15 protein-coding genes are annotated in these 18,244 nt (G+C 63.9%); 1 reads left to right on the plus strand and 14 read right to left on the minus strand.

Features of this window, described 5'->3' with window-relative positions; genetic code table 11:
- Window positions 1-11 precede the first annotated feature (11 nt).
- The 8 genes from APH35_RS08720 to APH35_RS08755 form a co-directional block, all read right to left on the minus strand.
- Window positions 12-1,028, minus strand: coding sequence for an ABC transporter permease (locus APH35_RS08720; protein WP_012272422.1), 1,017 nt, complete (start codon window positions 1,026-1,028; stop codon window positions 12-14).
- On the minus strand, window positions 1,028-2,086 hold the full coding sequence (locus APH35_RS08725; protein WP_060514558.1) for a microcin C ABC transporter permease YejB: 1,059 nt from the start codon (window positions 2,084-2,086) through the stop codon (window positions 1,028-1,030). Before APH35_RS08725 ends, APH35_RS08720 begins: the two co-directional genes overlap by 1 nt.
- On the minus strand, window positions 2,083-4,011 hold the full coding sequence (locus APH35_RS08730; protein WP_060493103.1) for an extracellular solute-binding protein: 1,929 nt from the start codon (window positions 4,009-4,011) through the stop codon (window positions 2,083-2,085). The genes APH35_RS08725 and APH35_RS08730 overlap by 4 nt, the downstream gene beginning before the upstream one ends.
- An 11-nt stretch (window positions 4,012-4,022) precedes the next feature.
- Window positions 4,023-4,304 carry a peptidylprolyl isomerase gene (locus APH35_RS08735; RefSeq protein ID WP_003258780.1) on the minus strand — a complete coding sequence of 94 codons (282 nt, stop codon included), beginning with the start codon at window positions 4,302-4,304 and terminating at the stop codon, window positions 4,023-4,025.
- 79 nt (window positions 4,305-4,383) lie between these two features.
- Entirely contained in the window at window positions 4,384-5,445 is a 1,062-nt protein-coding gene (locus tag APH35_RS08740; protein WP_060514559.1) for a 3-deoxy-7-phosphoheptulonate synthase, read from the minus strand.
- Between the two features lie 554 nt (window positions 5,446-5,999).
- The gene (locus APH35_RS08745) at window positions 6,000-6,551 is read right to left on the minus strand and encodes a YbhB/YbcL family Raf kinase inhibitor-like protein (RefSeq protein WP_012272418.1); all 552 of its coding nucleotides are present in this window, start codon (window positions 6,549-6,551) and stop codon (window positions 6,000-6,002) included.
- Window positions 6,552-6,599: 48 nt separating this feature from the next.
- Window positions 6,600-6,908 (minus strand): hypothetical protein, encoded by a 309-nt coding sequence (locus APH35_RS08750; protein ID WP_012272417.1) that lies wholly within the window; start codon window positions 6,906-6,908, stop codon window positions 6,600-6,602.
- Window positions 6,909-7,020: 112 nt separating this feature from the next.
- Window positions 7,021-8,316 carry an MFS transporter gene (locus APH35_RS08755; RefSeq protein ID WP_012272416.1) on the minus strand — a complete coding sequence of 432 codons (1,296 nt, stop codon included), beginning with the start codon at window positions 8,314-8,316 and terminating at the stop codon, window positions 7,021-7,023.
- Window positions 8,317-8,742: 426 nt separating this feature from the next.
- Between APH35_RS08755 and APH35_RS08760 the strand changes: the two genes are divergently transcribed.
- Window positions 8,743-9,618, plus strand: coding sequence for an AEC family transporter (locus tag APH35_RS08760; protein ID WP_060493105.1), 876 nt, complete (start codon window positions 8,743-8,745; stop codon window positions 9,616-9,618).
- A gap of 116 nt (window positions 9,619-9,734) precedes the next feature.
- On the opposite strand, the gene APH35_RS08765 is transcribed toward APH35_RS08760, so the two are convergent.
- From APH35_RS08765 to APH35_RS08790, 6 genes are all read right to left on the minus strand, one after another.
- Window positions 9,735-12,152, minus strand: a complete 2,418-nt coding sequence (locus tag APH35_RS08765) for a TonB-dependent receptor (RefSeq protein ID WP_012272414.1) — start codon at window positions 12,150-12,152, stop codon at window positions 9,735-9,737.
- A gap of 101 nt (window positions 12,153-12,253) precedes the next feature.
- Complete coding sequence (locus APH35_RS08770; RefSeq protein ID WP_060493107.1) at window positions 12,254-13,216, minus strand: FecR domain-containing protein; 963 nt, start codon at window positions 13,214-13,216, stop codon at window positions 12,254-12,256.
- On the minus strand, window positions 13,216-13,722 hold the full coding sequence (locus APH35_RS08775; RefSeq protein ID WP_012272412.1) for a sigma-70 family RNA polymerase sigma factor: 507 nt from the start codon (window positions 13,720-13,722) through the stop codon (window positions 13,216-13,218). The genes APH35_RS08770 and APH35_RS08775 overlap by 1 nt, the downstream gene beginning before the upstream one ends.
- Window positions 13,723-13,809: 87 nt before the next feature.
- Complete coding sequence (locus APH35_RS08780) at window positions 13,810-16,326, minus strand: excinuclease ABC subunit UvrA (protein WP_060514560.1); 2,517 nt, start codon at window positions 16,324-16,326, stop codon at window positions 13,810-13,812.
- A 114-nt stretch (window positions 16,327-16,440) separates the two neighbouring features.
- Window positions 16,441-17,538, minus strand: a complete 1,098-nt coding sequence (tssA, locus tag APH35_RS08785) for a type VI secretion system protein TssA (RefSeq protein WP_060514561.1) — start codon at window positions 17,536-17,538, stop codon at window positions 16,441-16,443.
- A gap of 84 nt (window positions 17,539-17,622) precedes the next feature.
- Entirely contained in the window at window positions 17,623-18,141 is a 519-nt protein-coding gene (locus tag APH35_RS08790) for an Hcp family type VI secretion system effector (protein WP_012272409.1), read from the minus strand.
- Window positions 18,142-18,244 lie beyond the last annotated feature (103 nt).

Genomic DNA, 18,244 nt, shown 5'->3' on the forward strand with positions numbered 1-18,244 from the left:
ATCCTGAAAAATCATCCTCGAGGATCGAACGCCTCGCGCAGGGCATCCCCGATAAACACCAGCAGCGACAAGATCACCGCCAGCGCAAAGAACGCGGTAAAGCCCAGCCATGGCGCCTCCAGGTGCTGCTTGCCCTGGGTCACCAGCTCACCCAGCGAGGCGCTGCCCGCCGGCATGCCAAAGCCAAGAAAGTCCAGCGCGGTCAGTGTGGTAATCGCCCCGGTCAGCATGAACGGCACATAAGTCAACGTGGCATTCATGGCATTGGGCAAGATATGCCGCAGCATCACCTGGCTGTCCGGCAGCCCCAGCGCCCGGGCGGCCTTTACATACTCAAGGTTGCGCCCACGCAGGAACTCGGCGCGCACCACGTCGACCAGGGTCAGCCAGGAAAACAACGCCATGATCCCCAGCAGCCACCAGAAATCCGGCTCGACAAAGCCGCTGAGGATGATCAGCAGGTACAACACCGGCAACCCCGACCATACCTCCAGCAAACGCTGGCCGAGCAGGTCGACCCAGCCGCCGTGGTAGCCCTGCAGAGCGCCGGCCACCACACCGATGAGCACGCTGACCACGGTCAGGGCGAAGGCGAACAGCAGCGATACCCGCGTGCCGTACAGCACCCGCGCCAGCACGTCACGGCCCTGGTCGTCGGTGCCCAACCAGTTGCTGGCACTGGGCGGGCTGGGGGTGGGTACCAGCAGGTCGTAGTTGGGGGTATCGGCGCTGAACGGGATAGGCGCGAACAGCATCCAGCCGCCCTGGCCTTCGATCAGTTGGCGCACATAGGCGCTGCGGTAATCGGGCTGAAACGGCAGTTGCCCGCCAAACTGCTGCTCGGTGTAGCGTTTGAGCGCCGGTACATACAGCTGGCCTTTGTAGCCCAGCAGCAGTGGCTTGTCGTTGGCCACAAGCTCCGCCCCCAGGCTCAACAGCAGAAGGCCGGCGAACAGCCACAGCGACACCCAGCCCAGGCGGTTGCGGCGAAAGCGTTGCAGGCGACGGCGCGATATGGGCGAGAGCATCAGTGCGCCCTCGTGTCGAAGTCGATGCGCGGGTCCAGCAGGGTGTACGACAGGTCCCCGATCAGGCGAATCAGCAGGCCAGCCAGGGTGAAGATGAACAGCGTGCCGAACACCACCGGGTAATCTCGCGACACGGCTGCTTCATAGCTCATGCGGCCCAGGCCATCGAGCGAGAAGATCACTTCGATCAGCAGCGAACCGGCGAAGAATACCGTGATCAATGCCTGCGGCAGGCCAGCCACCACCAGCAGCATGGCATTGCGCAACACATGGCCATACAGCACACGGCGCTCGCTGAGGCCCTTGGCCCTGGCAGTCACCACATACTGGCGGGAAATCTCGTCGAGGAAGGCGTTCTTGGTCAGCAGCGTGAGGGTGGCGAAACCACCGATCACCAGGGCGCCGACCGGCAACACCAGGTGCCAGAAATAGTCCGCGACCTTGCCCAGCAGGCTGAGCTCGTCGAAATTGTCCGAGACCAGGCCACGCACCGGGAACCAGTTGAGCGAGGTGCCGCCGGCGAACAGCACGATCAGCAACAGGGCGAAGAGGAACGAGGGCAGGGCGTAGCCAATCACGATCAGCGCGCTGCTCCAGGCATCGAAACGGCTGCCGTGGCGCACTGCCTTGCGAATACCCAGCGGGATCGACACCAGGTAAGTGATCAGCGTGGCCCAGAAACCCAGCGACAAGGTAACCGGCAACTTGTCGAGGATCAGGTCGGTCACCTTCGCTCCGCGAAAGAAGCTGTTGCCAAAATCCAGCCGGGCATACTGACCCAGCATCAGCCACAGGCGTTCGGGGGCGGACTTGTCGAAACCGTACTGGCGCTTTATCTCATCGATCAGTTTTGGGTCCAGGCCACGGGTGGCGCGGGATTCACCATGCACAACCTCAGCCCGCGCGCCGGGTGCGCTGCCACCGAGGCCCTGCAGGCGCGCCACGGCCTGCTCCACCGGGCCACCCGGCGCGGCCTGGACGATGGCGAAATTGACCAGCAGGATTGCCAGCAGCGTCGGAATGATCAGCAACAGGCGGCGCAGCAGGTAGGCGGTCATGGCGAGGCCTTCCGGCGTTCGGCCATTTGCTCATTGGTCAGCGCGGTGGGGCTTGCCTCCCACCAGGTGTCCAGGCCTTCGTCATAGGCGGCCTGTACCTTGGGCAGGCCGAAGCGGTTCCACCAGGCGGTGGAGCTGCCCGGTGGGTAGTAGTTGGGGATCCAGTAGTAGTTCCATTGCAGTACCCGGTCCAGCGCATGGGCATGATGCAGCATGTCGGCCTGAGTTTCGGCCCGCACCAGGCCGTCGATCAGGCGGTCCACGGCGGGGTCCTGCAACACCATCAGGTTGTTCGAGCCAGGGTCGTGCGCGGCCGTCGAGCCGAAGTAGTTGTACAGCTCGGCACCCGGCGACAGGGTGACCGGGTAGCCGGTGACGATCATGTCGTAGTCGCGCGCCATCAGCCGGTTGACGTACTGGGCCGAATCGACGTTGCGGATGTTCAGGGTGACGCCGATCTGGGCCAGGTTGCGCTTCCACGGCAACAGCAGGCGCTCCATGCCCGACTGGCCGTTGAGGAAGGTAAACGCCAGCGGTGTGCCCTGGCTGTTCACCAGGCGGTCGCCTTCAGGGTGCCAGCCGGCTTGTTCGAGCAGGGCAAGGGCCTGCAGCTGCTGCTGGCGGATGATGCCCGAACCATCGGTAACCGGGGCGGTGAACACGGTGGTGAAGACTTCGTCCGGCACCTTGCCGCGCAGTGGCTCAAGCAGCTTCAGCTCGCTGGCATCGGGCAGCTTGCGGGCAGCCAACGGGGTGTTGGAGAACACACTCTGTTGGCGGATGTACATATTGCGCATCATCTGCCGGTTGCTCCACTCATAGTCCCACAACATGCCCAGCGCCTGACGCACACGGCGGTCCTTGAACTGCGGCTGGTCGAGGTTGAACACGAAGCCTTGGGCCACCTGCGGCTTGGCCGGGCCCAGGTGGGCGCGTTGCAGACGGCCGTCGTCCAGTTGCACGCCGTTGTAGCCCAAGGTGTAGGCGGTGGCGGAGAACTCGCGGTTGTAGTCGTAGCCACCGCCTTTGAGCACTTGGCGCGCCACTTCGGTGTCGCCGAAGTACTCGATGCGCCACTTGTCGAAATTGTAGCGGCCACGGCTGGCGGGCAGCTCACGCGCCCACCAGTTCGGGTCGCGCTCGAAGGTGATGCTGCGGCCATTGTCGATGCGCCCGATGCGGTACGGCCCGCTGCCGACCGGTTTGTCGAAGCCGGCACCGTTGGCGAAGTCGCGCTGTTGCCAGTCGTGCTCGGGCAGCACCGGCAGGCTGGCGAGGTCCAGCGCCAGGGTGCGGCCGTGCTTGGGTTTGAAGTCGAAACGCACGCTGCGCGGGCTTTCCACGGTAACGCCGGTGACGTCGGCGAACTGGGTGCGGTACTTGAGGCTGCCCTTGCTCATCAAGAGTTCGAAGGTGAAACGTACATCGTCGGCACGCACCGGCTTGCCATCGGCGAAGGTGGCGCGCGGGTCTATTTCGAAACGCAGCCAGACGTCATCGGGCCCGCGCTCCATGCGTCGGGCAATCAGGCCATACACGGTGTAGGGTTCATCGAACGAGCGCACGGCCAGAGGCGCGTAGAGCAAGCCATCGACTTCGCTGACGCCGATACCCTTGTCGATGTAGGGGAGGATGTGGTCGAACTGACCAATCTCGATGGCCGAGCGGCGCAGGATGCCACCTTTGGGGGCGTTGGGGTTTACATAGTCGAAATGCTGGAAGCTGGCGTTGTAGCGGGGGGCTTCACCGTAGACGGTGAGGGCGTGGGAGGGGGCGGCCTGCGTGTTGAATGCGAAACAAAGCAGGAACAGGCAACACAGAACCTGTAGGAGCGGGTTTACCCGCGAATGCGTCCATCCATGCAACCTTGTTGCCTGATCTGGCGCATTCGCGGGTAAACCCGCCCCCACAGGGGACATGAGCAGCTACTGGCTACTTAGTCCTGGCGGCTGGTCACTTCCAGCAGGTGGTAGCCGAACTGGGTCTTCACCGGGCCTTGCACGGTGTTGACCGGGGCACTGAACACCACGGTGTCGAATTCCTTGACCATCTGGCCTGGGCCGAACGAGCCCAGGTCGCCGCCCTGGCGGCTGGACGGGCAGGTAGAGTTGGCTTTGGCGATTTCAGCGAAGTCGGCGCCTGCTTCGATCTGGGCTTTCAGTTCGTTGCATTTCTCTTCGCTGCTGACCAGGATGTGGCGGGCGGTTGCACGGGCCATGGGTACTGCTCCTTGGGGTAAAAAGGCAAGCCTAGCGCACTTGCTTGGGGTATGTCTCGCCAGGCTTGCAACCATCGGCCTAGAGTTTTTGTGCCGCCTCGCGCAACAGGGATTCGGTCGAGGCCCAGCCCAGGCAGCCATCGGTAATCGACACGCCGTATTTCAGTGCGCCCTTGCCCAGCGCCTGGCAACCCTCGAACAGGTGCCCCTCGATCATCACGCCGACCAGCGAACGGTCGCCGGCCAGACGCTGCGCCAAAACATCATTGAAGACGGCCGGCTGGCGCGCCGGGTCCTTGCCGCTGTTGGCGTGGCTGCAATCGACCATGATCCGTGCCTGCAGGCCGGCTTTGGCCAATGCCTGGCGGGCCATGGCGATACTGTCGGCATCGTAGTTCGGGCCTTTGTGGCCGCCACGCAGCACCAGGTGTGTGTCCGGATTGCCCAGGGTATCGATGATTGCCGGGTGGCCCTGCGCATCCATGCCGAAGTGGTGGTGCGAGTGGGCAGCGCTGCGCATGGCGTCGCTGGCGATGGCAATACCGCCGTCGGTGCCGTTCTTGAAGCCCACCGGCAGCTCCAGGCCACTGACCATTTCGCGGTGGATTTGCGATTCGGTGGTGCGTGCGCCAATCGCGGCCCAGGCCAGCAGGTCATCGAAGTAGCCGGCGGCCATCGGTTGCAACAGCTCGGTGGCGATGGGCAGGCCGCGCTCGATCATGCTCAGCATCAGCCCACGGGACAAGGCAAGCCCCGAGTGCATGTCGTCGCTGCCATCCAGGTGCGGGTCGTAGGCCAGGCCTTTCCAACCCACTGTGGTACGCGGTTTTTCGACGTAGGCGCGCATCACCAGCAGCAGCTTGTCATCGACTTCGCGGCTGAGGGCGGCCAGGCGGTCGGCGTATTCCAGGGCTGAGCGAGGGTCGTGAATCGAGCAGGGGCCGACGATGACCAGCAGGCGCTGATCGCGGCCTTCGAGGATGTTGCGGATAGCCTGGCGATGGGCCTGGACTTGCTGGGCCAGTTCGCTGGGCAGTGGCATCTGCTGCTTGAGCAGGTGCGGGCTGGGCAGGCGTTTGCTGACGGTGGTGTTGGCCGCTTGCGGCTGGGTCAGGGGCAGGGCGAGGTTGGAAGCTTGCATGGCGTTTTTCCCTGGGCGGACGGCGGGTTCAAGCCCGCGTGGTCGGCCCTATCGAGGTGTTCGACAGATCGTTGAATTCGTATTGGCTGCTGCATTGCCACCTGTAGAGGACCGATCGGAGGCGGCAGGCTGGCCCGAACGGGATTGGCTAAATCGCCAGGCATAGGTGTTTGCGTAGTAGTAAGTGGCGTAGTTCATGAATCTGTCCTCAATGTGAATCGGTGTTGTTCAAAGGCCTGAAAAGCAAAACCCCCGGTCGGGGAGCCGACCGGGGGTTTGAGTATTCTCATGTTCGGCGGCCCCTCGAAGGTGGGCGCCGTGTGGGTATCGGCGCCTAGTGGCTAAACCAATACCCAAAGTAATAGCTGGCAGGTGCCACGCAGCCGGCAACGGCCAGCACAGGGCGCAGGCTGCGACCGGTGTGGTTGGCGTGGTTGCGGGTGTGTTTCGGCATGTTGCTCTCCAGTGAATGACCCCGAGCTTACTTCAGTTGGTGCGGGCCATTCAATGGATAAATGCTATGGAGCTGATCATTTATTTTTGTACTGAATGGTTCAATGGCCGTAGCGCCCGACCAGGCTCTGCGCCCCCAGTGCGTGGCCTTGCAGCAGCTCCAGCAGGCCGTTGCGGTCCAGGTCTTCGGGCAATGTACCTAACGGCAGGTCGGTGGCGATCAGGGTCAATGCATAGTGGTGCGGGTTGTCGCCGGCGGGTGGGCAGGGGCCACGGTAGCTGCGGGTGCCCCTCGAGTTTCGGCCCACGGTCAGGTACTGCCCGCTCAGCCCGGCCATACCTTCCTTGAGCCCATCCTGTTCGGGGTCGATGTTGTAGGCAACCCAGTGCACTACGCCGACACCCTTGCCGCCGTCTGGGTCGAACATGATCAGGGCCAGCGATTGGGTGCCTTCGGGCAGGTTGTCCCAGCTCAGTTGCGGGGTGCGCTCCTCGCCGGCACCGCAGGCCGGGTCCAGGCCAACCTGCTGCAACGCAATCACGCCACCATCGGTGAACGACGAGGAGCTGATCGACAGCGCGCCTTGGTTGCTGCTGTTAGCCAAGGCCGCGCAAGGCATCAGGGCGGCGAGCAGCCAGGGTTTGAGGTTCATGGCAACTCCTTGGCAGGGCGTTGGAGCGCAGTGTAGCCCAGGCCCGCGTCAGTGGCTGTCCTGGTCCTCGGCGGTGCCACCGCTGTACCCGGCGCCGGAGCCCGTGGCTTCGCCAGTGCTGTTGGAACCGCCGCTGGCGCCGTCGGCGGCATCGGTATTGCTGCCGGTGTCGCTGCTGTCGTTGCTTTTGCCACTGCCGGGGCTGTTGACGCTGCTGTCATCACCGGCGGTCTTGCCGCCAGACTGGTCGGTTTGCGGGCGGCTGTCGGTATGGGTATCGGTGGCGGCGAACGTAGTGCCGGCGAGGCTGGTCAGGGCCAGCGCCAGACACAGGGAGAGCGGGCGAATGCGGATCATGGGACGTCTCCTTTGCGGATGATCTGTCATTCGTTTGGCTGGGGGTGTGAGGAGGGGTGCCTTCTGGGCGACGAGTGGTCGCAGGGGAGGGGCCGCTGTGCGGCCCCTGGGGTCAGTGCGTTTCGCTACGGGCAGCCTGCACGGGCTCCACTGGCTCCAGCGGCGGATGCTCCTGGGCCGCATGCATCAGGTCTTCGGTCACCCTCAGCTCGGCGCCGGTTGGCGAGAAGGTCGTCGAAGCGGTGAACGGGGCTGGGTGCTCCGCGGCCGGGCGCTTGCCACGGCGCCACATGAAGAAGCACACCATGGCCAGGTTGACCACGGCAAAGGCCCAGAACAGCCCGGCCTCGCCAAATTCGCTCATCATCGGCGAAATGGCCACCGGCGCCATGGCCGAACCCAGCGAGTTGATCAGCAGCAGGCCCTGAATCATCGGTACCAGCGCATCGGAAGGCGCGCGGTCGGCCGCGTGGCTGACCGCCACCGGGTACAGGGTGAACACGCCGCCACCGAGCAGGAACAGCATGGCTGGCAGCAGGAACGAGTCCGACGGCAGGAACACCGTGATCAGCGACAGCACCACGCACAGCGCAGCCAGGGCAATCAGCACATCTTGGCGGTCCTTGCGGTCGGACCAGCGCCCGACCGGGTATTGCAGCAGCATGGCACCCAGGATCACCCAGGCCATCATGTTGCCAACTTCCCCTACCTCCAGGCCGATGCGTTGCAGGTACAGCGGCAGCAGCGCATAAATACCGGCAATGGCCACGCCCGAGCCGAAGCAACCGACCAGGCCCGACGGCGCCACACCCAGCAATTGGCGGGGCTTGAGGGGTTCGACCTGGTCCAACAGCGGCGACACCCGCGGCAGGATCACGATTGGCAGCACCGACAGGGCGGCCAGCACGCCAGCCAGCATGAAGGGTGCGGTTTCGCCCAACTGGGTAATTTCGCCAAGGCCGGCCTGGGCGATTACCCCGGCACCATAGAACGCGATCATGTACAGCGCCAGCAAGCGACCACGGATTTTCGCGTCACCGGCCAGCAGCAGCCAGCTTTCGATCACCAGGAACACGCCGACGGCCGCCCAGCCATTGATCAGGCGCAGCACAGACCACCAGGTGACGTCATAGAACAGCCCCTGCAGCAGGATGGTCACGGCGATCAGCGAGGCGAAGCTGGTATAGGCGCGGATGTGGCCGATGCGCAGGATCAGCCGGTCGTTGAAGATGGCACCAAGGGTCAGGCCGATGAAGTAAGTCGACGAGACGATACCAATGGTGGTGGCGGACTCACCGGCAGCGCCCAGGCGCAGGGTGGTCAGGGAAGACATGAAGCCGTTGCCCAGGGCGATGATGAACAGCCCGAGCAGGGGCGCCAGCGCCATGGCCAGCAAACGCGGAGACATACGTACCTCTAGTTGGATGAGCGGAATGAGCGCCTTCTCGGACGCGCACACCGGCTCGGCCCAACAAGGGGCGAGTGGCGACACGGATGCGACCTGGGCAAGACTCAACCGCTGGGCCTTTTGGGAAGGGGCCGGGCGGGGAGGGTTGAGCCTATTTCACATGTGCGTTCATGTGTTCAGGCGCTGACTCTGTCTTTGCTGCTGGTTGCCACCGTTCAAGGCGACGGGCGAAAAGGAAGCGGGATTCTACGGGCTTGGAAGCTTTTGCCCAAGGGGCAACGGTATGCGACGAGACGCCGCAGTCTGTGGGCGACATGAAAGTGTCTTTTACAGACAATCTTGAGGGCTGCTCCGACAGGGGTGAGGTTATCTGGGCAATCTTGCAGACTGCTGCATAATGCTGAACCCACACCAAGGAAGGCCCCCATGTTCGCGTCGTTGTTTGCAGTCCTGGCCCCGGTATTCATCGTCGCCGGCATCGGCTATATCTGGGCCCGCAAGGGCCTGGACTACCCCACCGAGTTCATCGCTCGGGTGGTGATGACCGTTGGCACACCGTCATTGGTACTGTCCACCCTCAGCCGCACCGAGCTGGACCCCGCCGCCTTCACCAGCATGGCCATGGCCTGTCTGCTGTGCACCCTGGGCATGGCCATGGCCGCTTTGCTGGTGTGCCGCGTTTCGGGGATGCACTGGCGGGTACTGCTGCCGGCGTTCATGTTCCCCAACACCGGCAACATGGGGCTGCCGATCAGCCTGTACGCCTTTGGTGAACATGGCCTGGCCCTGGCCGTGGCGTTCTTTCTCACCCTCTCGATCGTGCAGTTCACCATTGGTATGGCCATTTCCGGCACTGCCGCTTCGCTCAAGGCTTTGCTGCGCAACCCCATCGTGATCAGCCTGGCCGGTGCCATGCCGATCATATTTCTGGACTTCGAGCTGCCGCGCTGGCTGGCCAATACCGCGGACTTGCTGGGTGGCATGACCATTCCGCTGATGCTGCTGACCCTCGGGGTATCGCTGGCCAGCATTCGCCTGCGCCATGTTGGCAGTGGCATGCTGCTGGGTGGTTTGCGCATTGGCCTGGGGGCCGGGGTGGGCTGGGCGGTGGGCGCAGCGCTGGGTATGGAGAGCCTGGAGCGTGCAGTGCTGGTGGTGCAGTCGGCGATGCCGGTAGCCGTGTTCAACTACCTGATGGCGGTACGGGCCAACCGTGAGCCGGAGCAGGTGGCAAACCTGGTGATGTGCTCGACAGTGCTGTCGTTTGCCTGGTTGCCGGTGGTGTTGGCCTGGTGGATGTAGGGCAGTGGCCACGACATCTTCCGGCCCTTTCGCAGCACAAGGCTGCTCCTACACGCACTGCCTCGCATTTGCAGGCGATGCCGTCGCTGTAGGAACAGCCCTGTGCCGCGAATGGCTCAGAAGTCTACACTGGCCGACAATCGCAGCACTCTCGGCGTACCTTGGGTCAAGTAGTTGTTGGAAGTCGACGCCGAAGCCCAGTACGCCTTGTTCGCCACGTTCTCCACGTTGGCGCGCAATGTCACGTGCTTGTCATCGACCTTGAAACGGTAGCGTGCGCCCAGGTCCACTCGGGTCCAGGCCGGAATGCTCAGGCTGTTGGCCGCATTCACATACTGGCCACCCGTGCGCAGCAAGCGGGCACTGAGCGCGGCGCCTTGAATGCCAGGCACGTCCCAGTCGGCACCCAGGTTGTACTGGAAGCGTGGCACGCCAGCGGCGCGGTTGCCGTCGTTGCTGCCATAGGCCGTGTGCTTCTGCTCGGTGTGCATGAATACCGCGCCTGTCAGCAGGCGCAAGCCGTCGACGGGCTCACCAAACAGGTTCAGTTCCACGCCTTTGTTGACCTGCTCGCCGTCCATGCTGAATGTGTCCAGCGCAGCGCCCGGAGCGCGGTAGGTGACGCTGTTGGGCTGTTCGATGCGGTACACGCCCAAGGTGGCGCCAAAACTGTTCCAGTCCAGTTTCACCCCAGCCTCGACCTGCTTGCTGCGCTTGGGCGGGAACACCTCGTTGGCATTGCTGACACTCGACGGTGCCGTCGGGCCCTGGGCCAAGCCCTCGATGCGGTTGGCATAGAACGACACATGCTCCCAAGGCTTGATCACCAAGCCATACACCGGTGTGGTGATCGACTCGTCGTACGGCGTGTTGCGCACCCCCGTGGCGGTCGCCCAGCTGTCGACGCTGATCGATTGCCGGCGCACACCCACGGTCAACAGGACGCGGTCATCAAGAAAACCCAGGGTGTCGGACAATGCGACGCTCTTGTTGCGGTTTTTGCCGACGATGCGCGGGTCGTGCAGGTCGCTGCCAAAGTAGGTGTCGGTGGGGCGCGGCACTTTCACCGGGTTGTACAGGTTGCTGTCATAACGCTTGCTGGCAGCCAGTGCCTCGTAGGCCGAACGCTGTTCACCCCACATGCCTGACAGGCCGAAATTGACCCGGTGGCTGACCGGGCCGGTGGCAAAGCGGCCATTGAGCCCGGCAACGGCGCTTTTGTTGTCCTCGTCGTGGGGCGAATACAGAAAACCGCCGCGCGCGGTGCCGTTCGCGTCGCTGACGTACAGCGAGGAGTATTCGCCGTTCTCGCGCGTGTGCTTGGCGCCGGCGCCGGCATACAGCATCCAGTTGTCGTTCAGGTCGTACTCGGCGTTGAGCATGCCGTAGGTGTCTTCCAGCTGCGACCAGCTCCAGGCTTGCGAATAGTTGTCACGCGCTGAAGGCGCGTGGGGCACCTTGCTGCCGGTGGGGTAGATCACCGCGCGGCCTTGGTTGATACGTTCCTTTTGGTAGCCCAGATCGGTGGACAAGCGCAGCCGCTCGCCACGGTAATCAAGGGCCACGGCAACCAGGGTGGAATGCTGGGCTTCGTCGTCCACGCCAGTGCCGCCGTCATGCTGGGCCAGGTTGATGCGGGCGCCGAAACGATTGTCCTCACCAAACCGCGTGCCCAGGTCGAGATGGCCGCCAATGTTGTCGCCAGTGGCATAGTCGAGGGTAACGTGCCGTGTGGGGGTATCTTCGGCGCGCTTGGGCACCAGGTTGATTGCACCCCCAATGCCGCTGCCTTGCGGTGCGACCCCATTGAGGAAGGCACTGGACCCTTTGAACACCTCGACTCGCTCGAGCGCTTCGGTGGTCACGATCTGCCGCGGCAGTACGCCGTAAAGGCCGTTGTAGCTGATGTCGTCGGTGTTCAGCGGCAAACCGCGAATGGTGAACACTTGCGAGAAGTTGCCGAAGCCCGCCGACTGGCGCACCGACGCGTCATTGAGCAACACGTCACCCAGGGTGCGAGCCTGCTGGTCGGCGATGGTCTTGGCGGTGTAGCTGGTAACGCTGAACGGCACGTCGCTGATGGCCTGGTCGCCGAGCACGCCCAGGCGCGCGCTGCGGGCTACCTGGCCACCTTGCCAGGTGTCGCTGCTGGCGGCCAGGTCGCTGTTGATGGTGGTCGCACCCAGTTCCAGGGCATTGCCCAGGTCGACCGTCGGCGCCAAGGTATAACCGCCGCTGTCGGTGGTGATCAGGCTGTAGCCACTGCCGGCCAGCAGGCGGGTGAAACCTTCCGGGACGCTGTAGTTACCCTGCAGGCCCTGGCTTTGTAGGCCGTTGAGCAGGGCCGGGTCGAACGACAATGGTACTCCGGCGCTGGCGGCGAAGCGCGCCAGCACGTCGGCCAGTGGGCCAGCGGCCAGGTGATAGGTGCGCGGGGTGGTGTCGGCGGCCATCGCCGTGGGGGCCAGGGCGGCCATGGCGATAGCAAGGCTCAGTGCCTTGAAGGGCAAGCGGTACGGCTGGCGGGGCGTCATGCAAGCATCCTGTGGGTGCAGAAAATGAAGGTTCTGCACTCATCACCGGACGACGCAGGTAAAGGTATCACTGACTTTTTCGCGGTCCCTGTAGGGGCGTGTCAGCTTAGGGGCTCCACCGTCACCCAGTAACGGGTCAAACCCTGGATTGATACGGGTAGGGTGTCACCCAGCAGCCGCAAGCTGGCGTCGGTGTCTGCCAGTGGAAAGGCGCCCGATACCTTCAGCTCGCGCACTGCCGGGTGGCAGCGCAGCACGCCTGGGCGATAGCGACCTAACTCCAGCAACAGGTCGGCCAGGCGCATGTCGCGCGCCAGCAGCATGCCGTGCTCCCAGGCCAGGTCACCGGTTTCCAGCGCTGAGGCGGGCAGTACTCGGTCGGCATCGAAAGCGCTGCGCTCGCCAGCCTTGAGCAACAGGCTTGCGGCATGCAGCGGGCGTGTAGCCACTTCGCCTTCAAGTACGGCCACCCGGGTCAGCGCGCCATCGATACGCACGCTGAAGCGTGTGCCCAGCGCAGTCGCCTGACCATGCAGGGTGCGCACTAGCAGCGGCCGCGCCAGGGTGGCAGGGTCCTTGGCGCTGGTGAGCAGAATCTCGCCCGCCAGCAGGTCGATGCGGCGCTGTTGGGCGTCGAAGGTGATATCGATGGCTGTGTCGGTGTTCAGCAGCACCTGGCTACCGTCGGCAAGTGTCAATGCGCGTTGCTCGCCGACCGCGGTGCGCGCATCGGCGGTCCATTGCTGCCAAGGCGTTTCACGCCAGGCCAGCCAGGCCGTGGGTGCTGCCAGCAGCCACAGCCCCAGGCGCTGCAGGGCCTGGCGACGGCTTACCGCCCCGTTGCGGCTCAGGCGGCGCAGGGTTTCACCGGTAACCGGGGTGGGCAGGCGGCGGAAATCACCGAGGATGGCCTCGGCACGCTGCCACGCCTGGGCGTGCTGGGCGCTGCGTTGGCACCAGGCCAGGACCGCACGGCGATCGTCCTCGGTGGCGTTGCCCGACTGCAGCTGCACCAGCCAGTCAGCGGCTTCGCCAAGGATCAGTGGGTCGATGCGCTGCACCATCAGTCGATGCTCAGGCAGGCAAGGAAAGCCGTGCGCATGTCGCGCTTGATGGTGATCAGCGAAACCTGCAGCTGTTCTGCAATTTGTGCGTAGGTCAGCCCGTCCAGCTGCGACAGCAGGAACACCTGACGTACACGGGCCGGCATGTCGCGCAGCATGGCGTCGATGCGGTACAGGGTTTCGAGGATCAGCCAGCGCGTTTCCGGCGAGGGCACCTCGGGTTGCGGCAAGTGTGCGATGGCTTCCAGGTAGGCGCGCTCGACTTCCTGGCGGCGCCAGCGGTCGATCACCAGGCCCTTTGCGATGTGGGTCAGCAAGGCCCGGGGTTCATTGCCGAAAAAGCTGTTGCCCTGCCGGCTGAGCAGGCGCACGAACGTGTCATGAGCCAGGTCGGCGGCATCGCAGGCATTGCCCAGTTTCCGCCCCAGCCAGCCCTGCAGCCAGCCATGGTGCTCGGTGTACAGCGTCTGGACTTGCAGGTTCAGGGTAGGGTCGGCGGGCGGCATGACGGGCGCGAGGCTCCGGGCGAAGGGTGCAATTAAGAATTGATCGCATTCTAAGCGCCATCCACGGAGCCTGGCAATGCGCAGGCACTACAAGGCTTTGGCCAGAAACGCCGCTGTACGGCTTTCGCTACAGCCAGCCACGACTTGCGGGATGCCGCTGACCACCACCTTGCCCCCGGCATCGCCAGCTCCCGGCCCAATATCGATCACCCAGTCGCTTTGCGCCACCACACGCATGTCGTGCTCGACCACTACCACGCTGTGCCCGCCCTCGACCAGGCGGTTCAACTGCACCAGCAGCCGGTCGATGTCCTGCGGGTGCAAACCGTTGGTGGGCTCATCCAGCACATACAGCGTTGCCCCGCGGGCGATGCGTTGCAGTTCGGTAGCCAGCTTGATCCGCTGCGCCTCGCCACCGGACAGCTCGGTGGCCGGTTGGCCCAGGCGCAGGTAGCCCAGGCCGATATCCTGCAGCACTTGCAGGCAACGTCGCACCGGTGGCTGTTCGGCAAATACCTGCAGGGCTTGGTCGACGGTCATCTGCAGCACTTGCGCGATGTTCATGCCTTGCCAACTCACCGCCAGGGTTTCGGGGTTGTAGCGGGCGCCATGGCAGGTTGGGCAGGGCGCGTAGACACTGGGCATGAACAGCAACTCGACGCTGACGAAACCTTCACCCTCGCAGTTGGCGCAGCGGCCCTTGGCAACGTTGAAAGAAAAACGCCCAGCGTCGAAACCCTGCGCCTTGGCCTGCTCGGTGGCGGCGAACAGCTTGCGCACATGGTCGAACAGGCCGGTATAGGTGGCCAGGTTGGAGCGCGGTGTGCGGCCGATTGGCTTCTGGTCGACCTGCACCAGGCGCTTGATGCTGCCAAGCCCCGCACTCACCTGGCCGCTACTGGCCTGATCAGGTTCGTCTTCCAGGCTGTGTTCTTCGGGCTCGCCACGTTGCTCGGCATGACCCAGGTGTGCCCCTACCAGTTCCAGCAGGGCCTGGCTGACCAGGCTGGACTTGCCAGAACCGGAAACACCGGTAACGGCGGTGAAGCAGCCCAGCGGGAAGGCAGCGCTGAGGTTATCGAGGTTGTTGCGCGTGATGCCTTCAAGCTTCAGCCAGTCGCAGGGCTGACGGGGGGCGCGTTTGGTCTGGGGCGGGGCGCTGAACAGGTAGGCACGGGTGCATGACTGCTCGACCTCGGCCAGGCCCGCAGGCGGCCCGCTGTAAAGAATGGTACCGCCATGCTCGCCGGCAGCCGGCCCTACATCCACCAGCCAGTCGGCGCGGCGCATGGTGTCCAGGTCGTGCTCCACCACATACACCGAATTGCCTGCATGCTTCAGGCGTTGCAAGGCTTCGAACAGCGCTTCGCTGTCGGCTGGGTGCAAACCGGCCGATGGCTCGTCGAGCACGTAGATCACGCCGAACAACTGTGAATTCAGCTGGGTAGCCAGGCGCAGGCGTTGCAGCTCGCCGGAGGACAACGTCGGGGTGCTGCGCTCAAGTGCCAGGTAACCAAGGCCCAGGCCGAGCAATGTGTCGATACGCTCCAGCAGTTCGTTGGCGATGCGTTGGGCGGCCAGGCGCTTTTCCAGCGTCAGCTCATCCTGCTGCAGTGTCAGGTAGTCTGCCGCCGCCACCTTGCGCAACACTTCGGCCAGCGCCTGCAACGGCAGGTGCGACAGCTCGGCGATGTCCAGGCCGGCGAAGGTCACGCCCAGCGCGTCGCGCTTCAGGCGCTTGCCCTGGCACAGCGGGCAGGGGCTGGGGCGCATGTACTGAGCCACGCGCTTGCGCATCTGCGCGCTTTGCGAGTGCATGAACGTATGCAGCACGTAACGCCGTGCACCCATGAACGTGCCTTGGTAGCTGGGCTCCAGTTTGCGCTTGAGTGCGTCGCGGGTCTGCGCTGGGGTCAAGCCGGCATACACGGGCGCGGTAGGCGTTTCTTCGGTGAACAGGATCCAGTCGCGTTGCGCCTGGGGCAGGTCGCGCCAGGGAATGTCCACGTCATAGCCCAGCGTCACCAGGATGTCGCGCTGGTTCTGCCCCTGCCAGGCTATCGGCCACGCGGCCACCGCCCGCTCGCGGATAGTCAGCGACGGGTCGGGGACCATGGTCGCTTCAGTCACTTGGTAAACCCGGCCCATACCGTGGCACTCCGGGCAGGCGCCCTGAGGTGTGTTCGGTGAAAAGTCCTCGGCGTACAGCATCGCTTGCCCGGCCGGGTAGTGGCCCGCGCGCGAGTAGAGCATGCGGATCGAGCTGGACAGGGTGGTGACGCTGCCCACCGAAGAGCGGGCACTTGGCGTACCACGTTGCTGTTGCAGGGCCACTGCCGGCGGCAGGCCGTCGATGGCATCCACGTCGGGCACGCCAACCTGGTCGATCAGGCGCCGGGCATAGGGCGCTACCGATTCGAAATAGCGGCGCTGGGCCTCGGCATAAAGCGTGGAGAAGGCCAGCGATGACTTGCCCGAACCGGACACGCCGGTAAACACCACCAAGGCGTCGCGAGGGATATCGACATCGATGTTCTTCAGGTTGTGCTCGCGGGCGCCACGGACGCGGACGAAACCGGTGGGAGTGGGTGAGCGTGGCGGCATCTGAGCGGTCCTTGGCAGTTTGGAGCGCTCACGTTAGCAGCATTTGCCGAGGCAGTACTGGCCTGCGCCCTGGCAAGTCGGTGCGCGAAGAGGCCGGGTCGGCCCGAACGAGTATCAGGACCTTGGTTCGCGAGTGCCTAACACATCACGAATGTTGTCCACCACGTTGCTGTCTTTGATCACATCGCTCAGCCAGCCCTCCAACGGCATGTTGCCCCACTTGATCGCACGTTCGATCAAGTAAGGTACCGGGCTCTGCGGCTCGCTTTGCTTGAAAAACTGGGCGATGCCCGCAAGCATGGTGAAAGCCTCGTCGCGGGTCAGTGGTGTCGTGCGCATAGGGGCAGGCGCAGAGGCCTGGACGGGCGTGTTCATCGGTTCACCTGCTGCGTCAGTAGAGACAAAGATGGCCTCGGGTTCTGCTACCGCCACCGCTGCGGGGTGCAGCTCGACGCCGCGATCCTTGAGCAGTTTCTCCGCCAGCTGGCTGGCGCGCGACAGCATGTCGGCAAGGCTGGCGAAGCTGGGCGCCTCGTGGCCGAACAGGCGGTCGGCGCTGGCCTGCAGGCGTTTGCACGCATTCAGGCTGGTGCCGATCTGCAGCGCCTTGGCACGCAGGTGATCAGTGTCGCTCAGCGCTACCGAGCGCTGGAAAATCTCGGCGTTGATCTTGCCTTCGTTCAGTGCTGTCTGCATTGCCTTGGGGTTCTGCAGGGCGAGGTTTTCGACGTGGCGTGACTCGTCATAGCGCAACACGCCAAAATGCTGCCCTTGGGTAACGGGCAAGCCACCGGCAATGTCGGTGAGCGTGGTCTTCAGCCAGGACAGCCGCGCCGCGCGCTCGTCCAGGCCGTCTTCAAGCGTTGGGAACAGGGTGTCCCAGAACGTATCCAGAAGCCGTTCGGTCAGCTCTAGGCCAAAAGTGATGCCTTCGAAGTGCTCACGCTGGGCCAGGCCCTCGCTGAGCCAGGCCACCAGCATCAAGTCTTTGCTGTGCTGCGCCAACCCTTGAGCCGACAGGTTGATTACCTGCTCCCAGTCGGCAGTCTTCAAGTCGGTTTGCCAGTCGCCCTGGGTCAGGTAGTCAGGGTCCGCCCGGCGGGCTTCCTTGATCTGGTCGAACAAGGCAGAGAAGCTCAAGTCTTCGCCACTGCCACCTTCGATGGGTGCGGCCAGTGTGGCCAGCGAGAGGTCATTGAGGATTTCAGGCATATAACACTCTGGACATGGCTGATGAACAGCGTGCCAGAAAACCTGGCACGCCGCGCAGTACAGGCCGCCGAAGCGGCCCATGGCTTAGGCGAACACTTTGTTCGCGGTACGGTCCCAGCCACCGACGATGTTGCCGCCGGCCTGGCCGTCGGTGCGGTTCTGCTGGGTGTAGGTGGTCTTGATACGGGCAAAGTTGAAGCTGATTTCTTCTACAGGCAGGTCGCTGACCGCCTTGTCTTCACCGCCTTGGTTGCCACCGGCGATGAACTTGACCGACGACACCACGACTTCTTCCATGTCGATGGTCAGGTAGGTGACCTTGTCGCCACCGGCGCGGTTCACGTTCAGCTTCAGCTTGGCGATGTGCTTGCCGGTGCAGCAGTGCTCGAACAGCTTGGCCGAAGCCTTGTCGACGGCCTTGCGGATCTTGAAGTCGCTCAGGGCAACACGCTCGGAAGACGCACCACCCGAGGAGCTGGCGGTAGCCGAGGTTGCCTGGGTGGCGCCGTACTCGTAGCCCAGCACTTCGATCCAGTCCTTGTGTTTTTCATCCAGTACTTCGCCTGGGATGCCGTCGATTTGGATATACGCGTCAAATGCCATTGTGAAACTCTCCATTAACAACGTGTAAAGGGTTGCTCATGCGCCCCTTGGTTTTGACCTCGCCGGGCATACCGGCAGAGGTAGCTTGCCGCCACCCGGGCCT

This window comes from Pseudomonas sp. NBRC 111132 (assembly GCF_001320565.1).
Classification (GTDB): Bacteria; Pseudomonadota; Gammaproteobacteria; order Pseudomonadales; family Pseudomonadaceae; genus Aquipseudomonas; species Aquipseudomonas putida_P.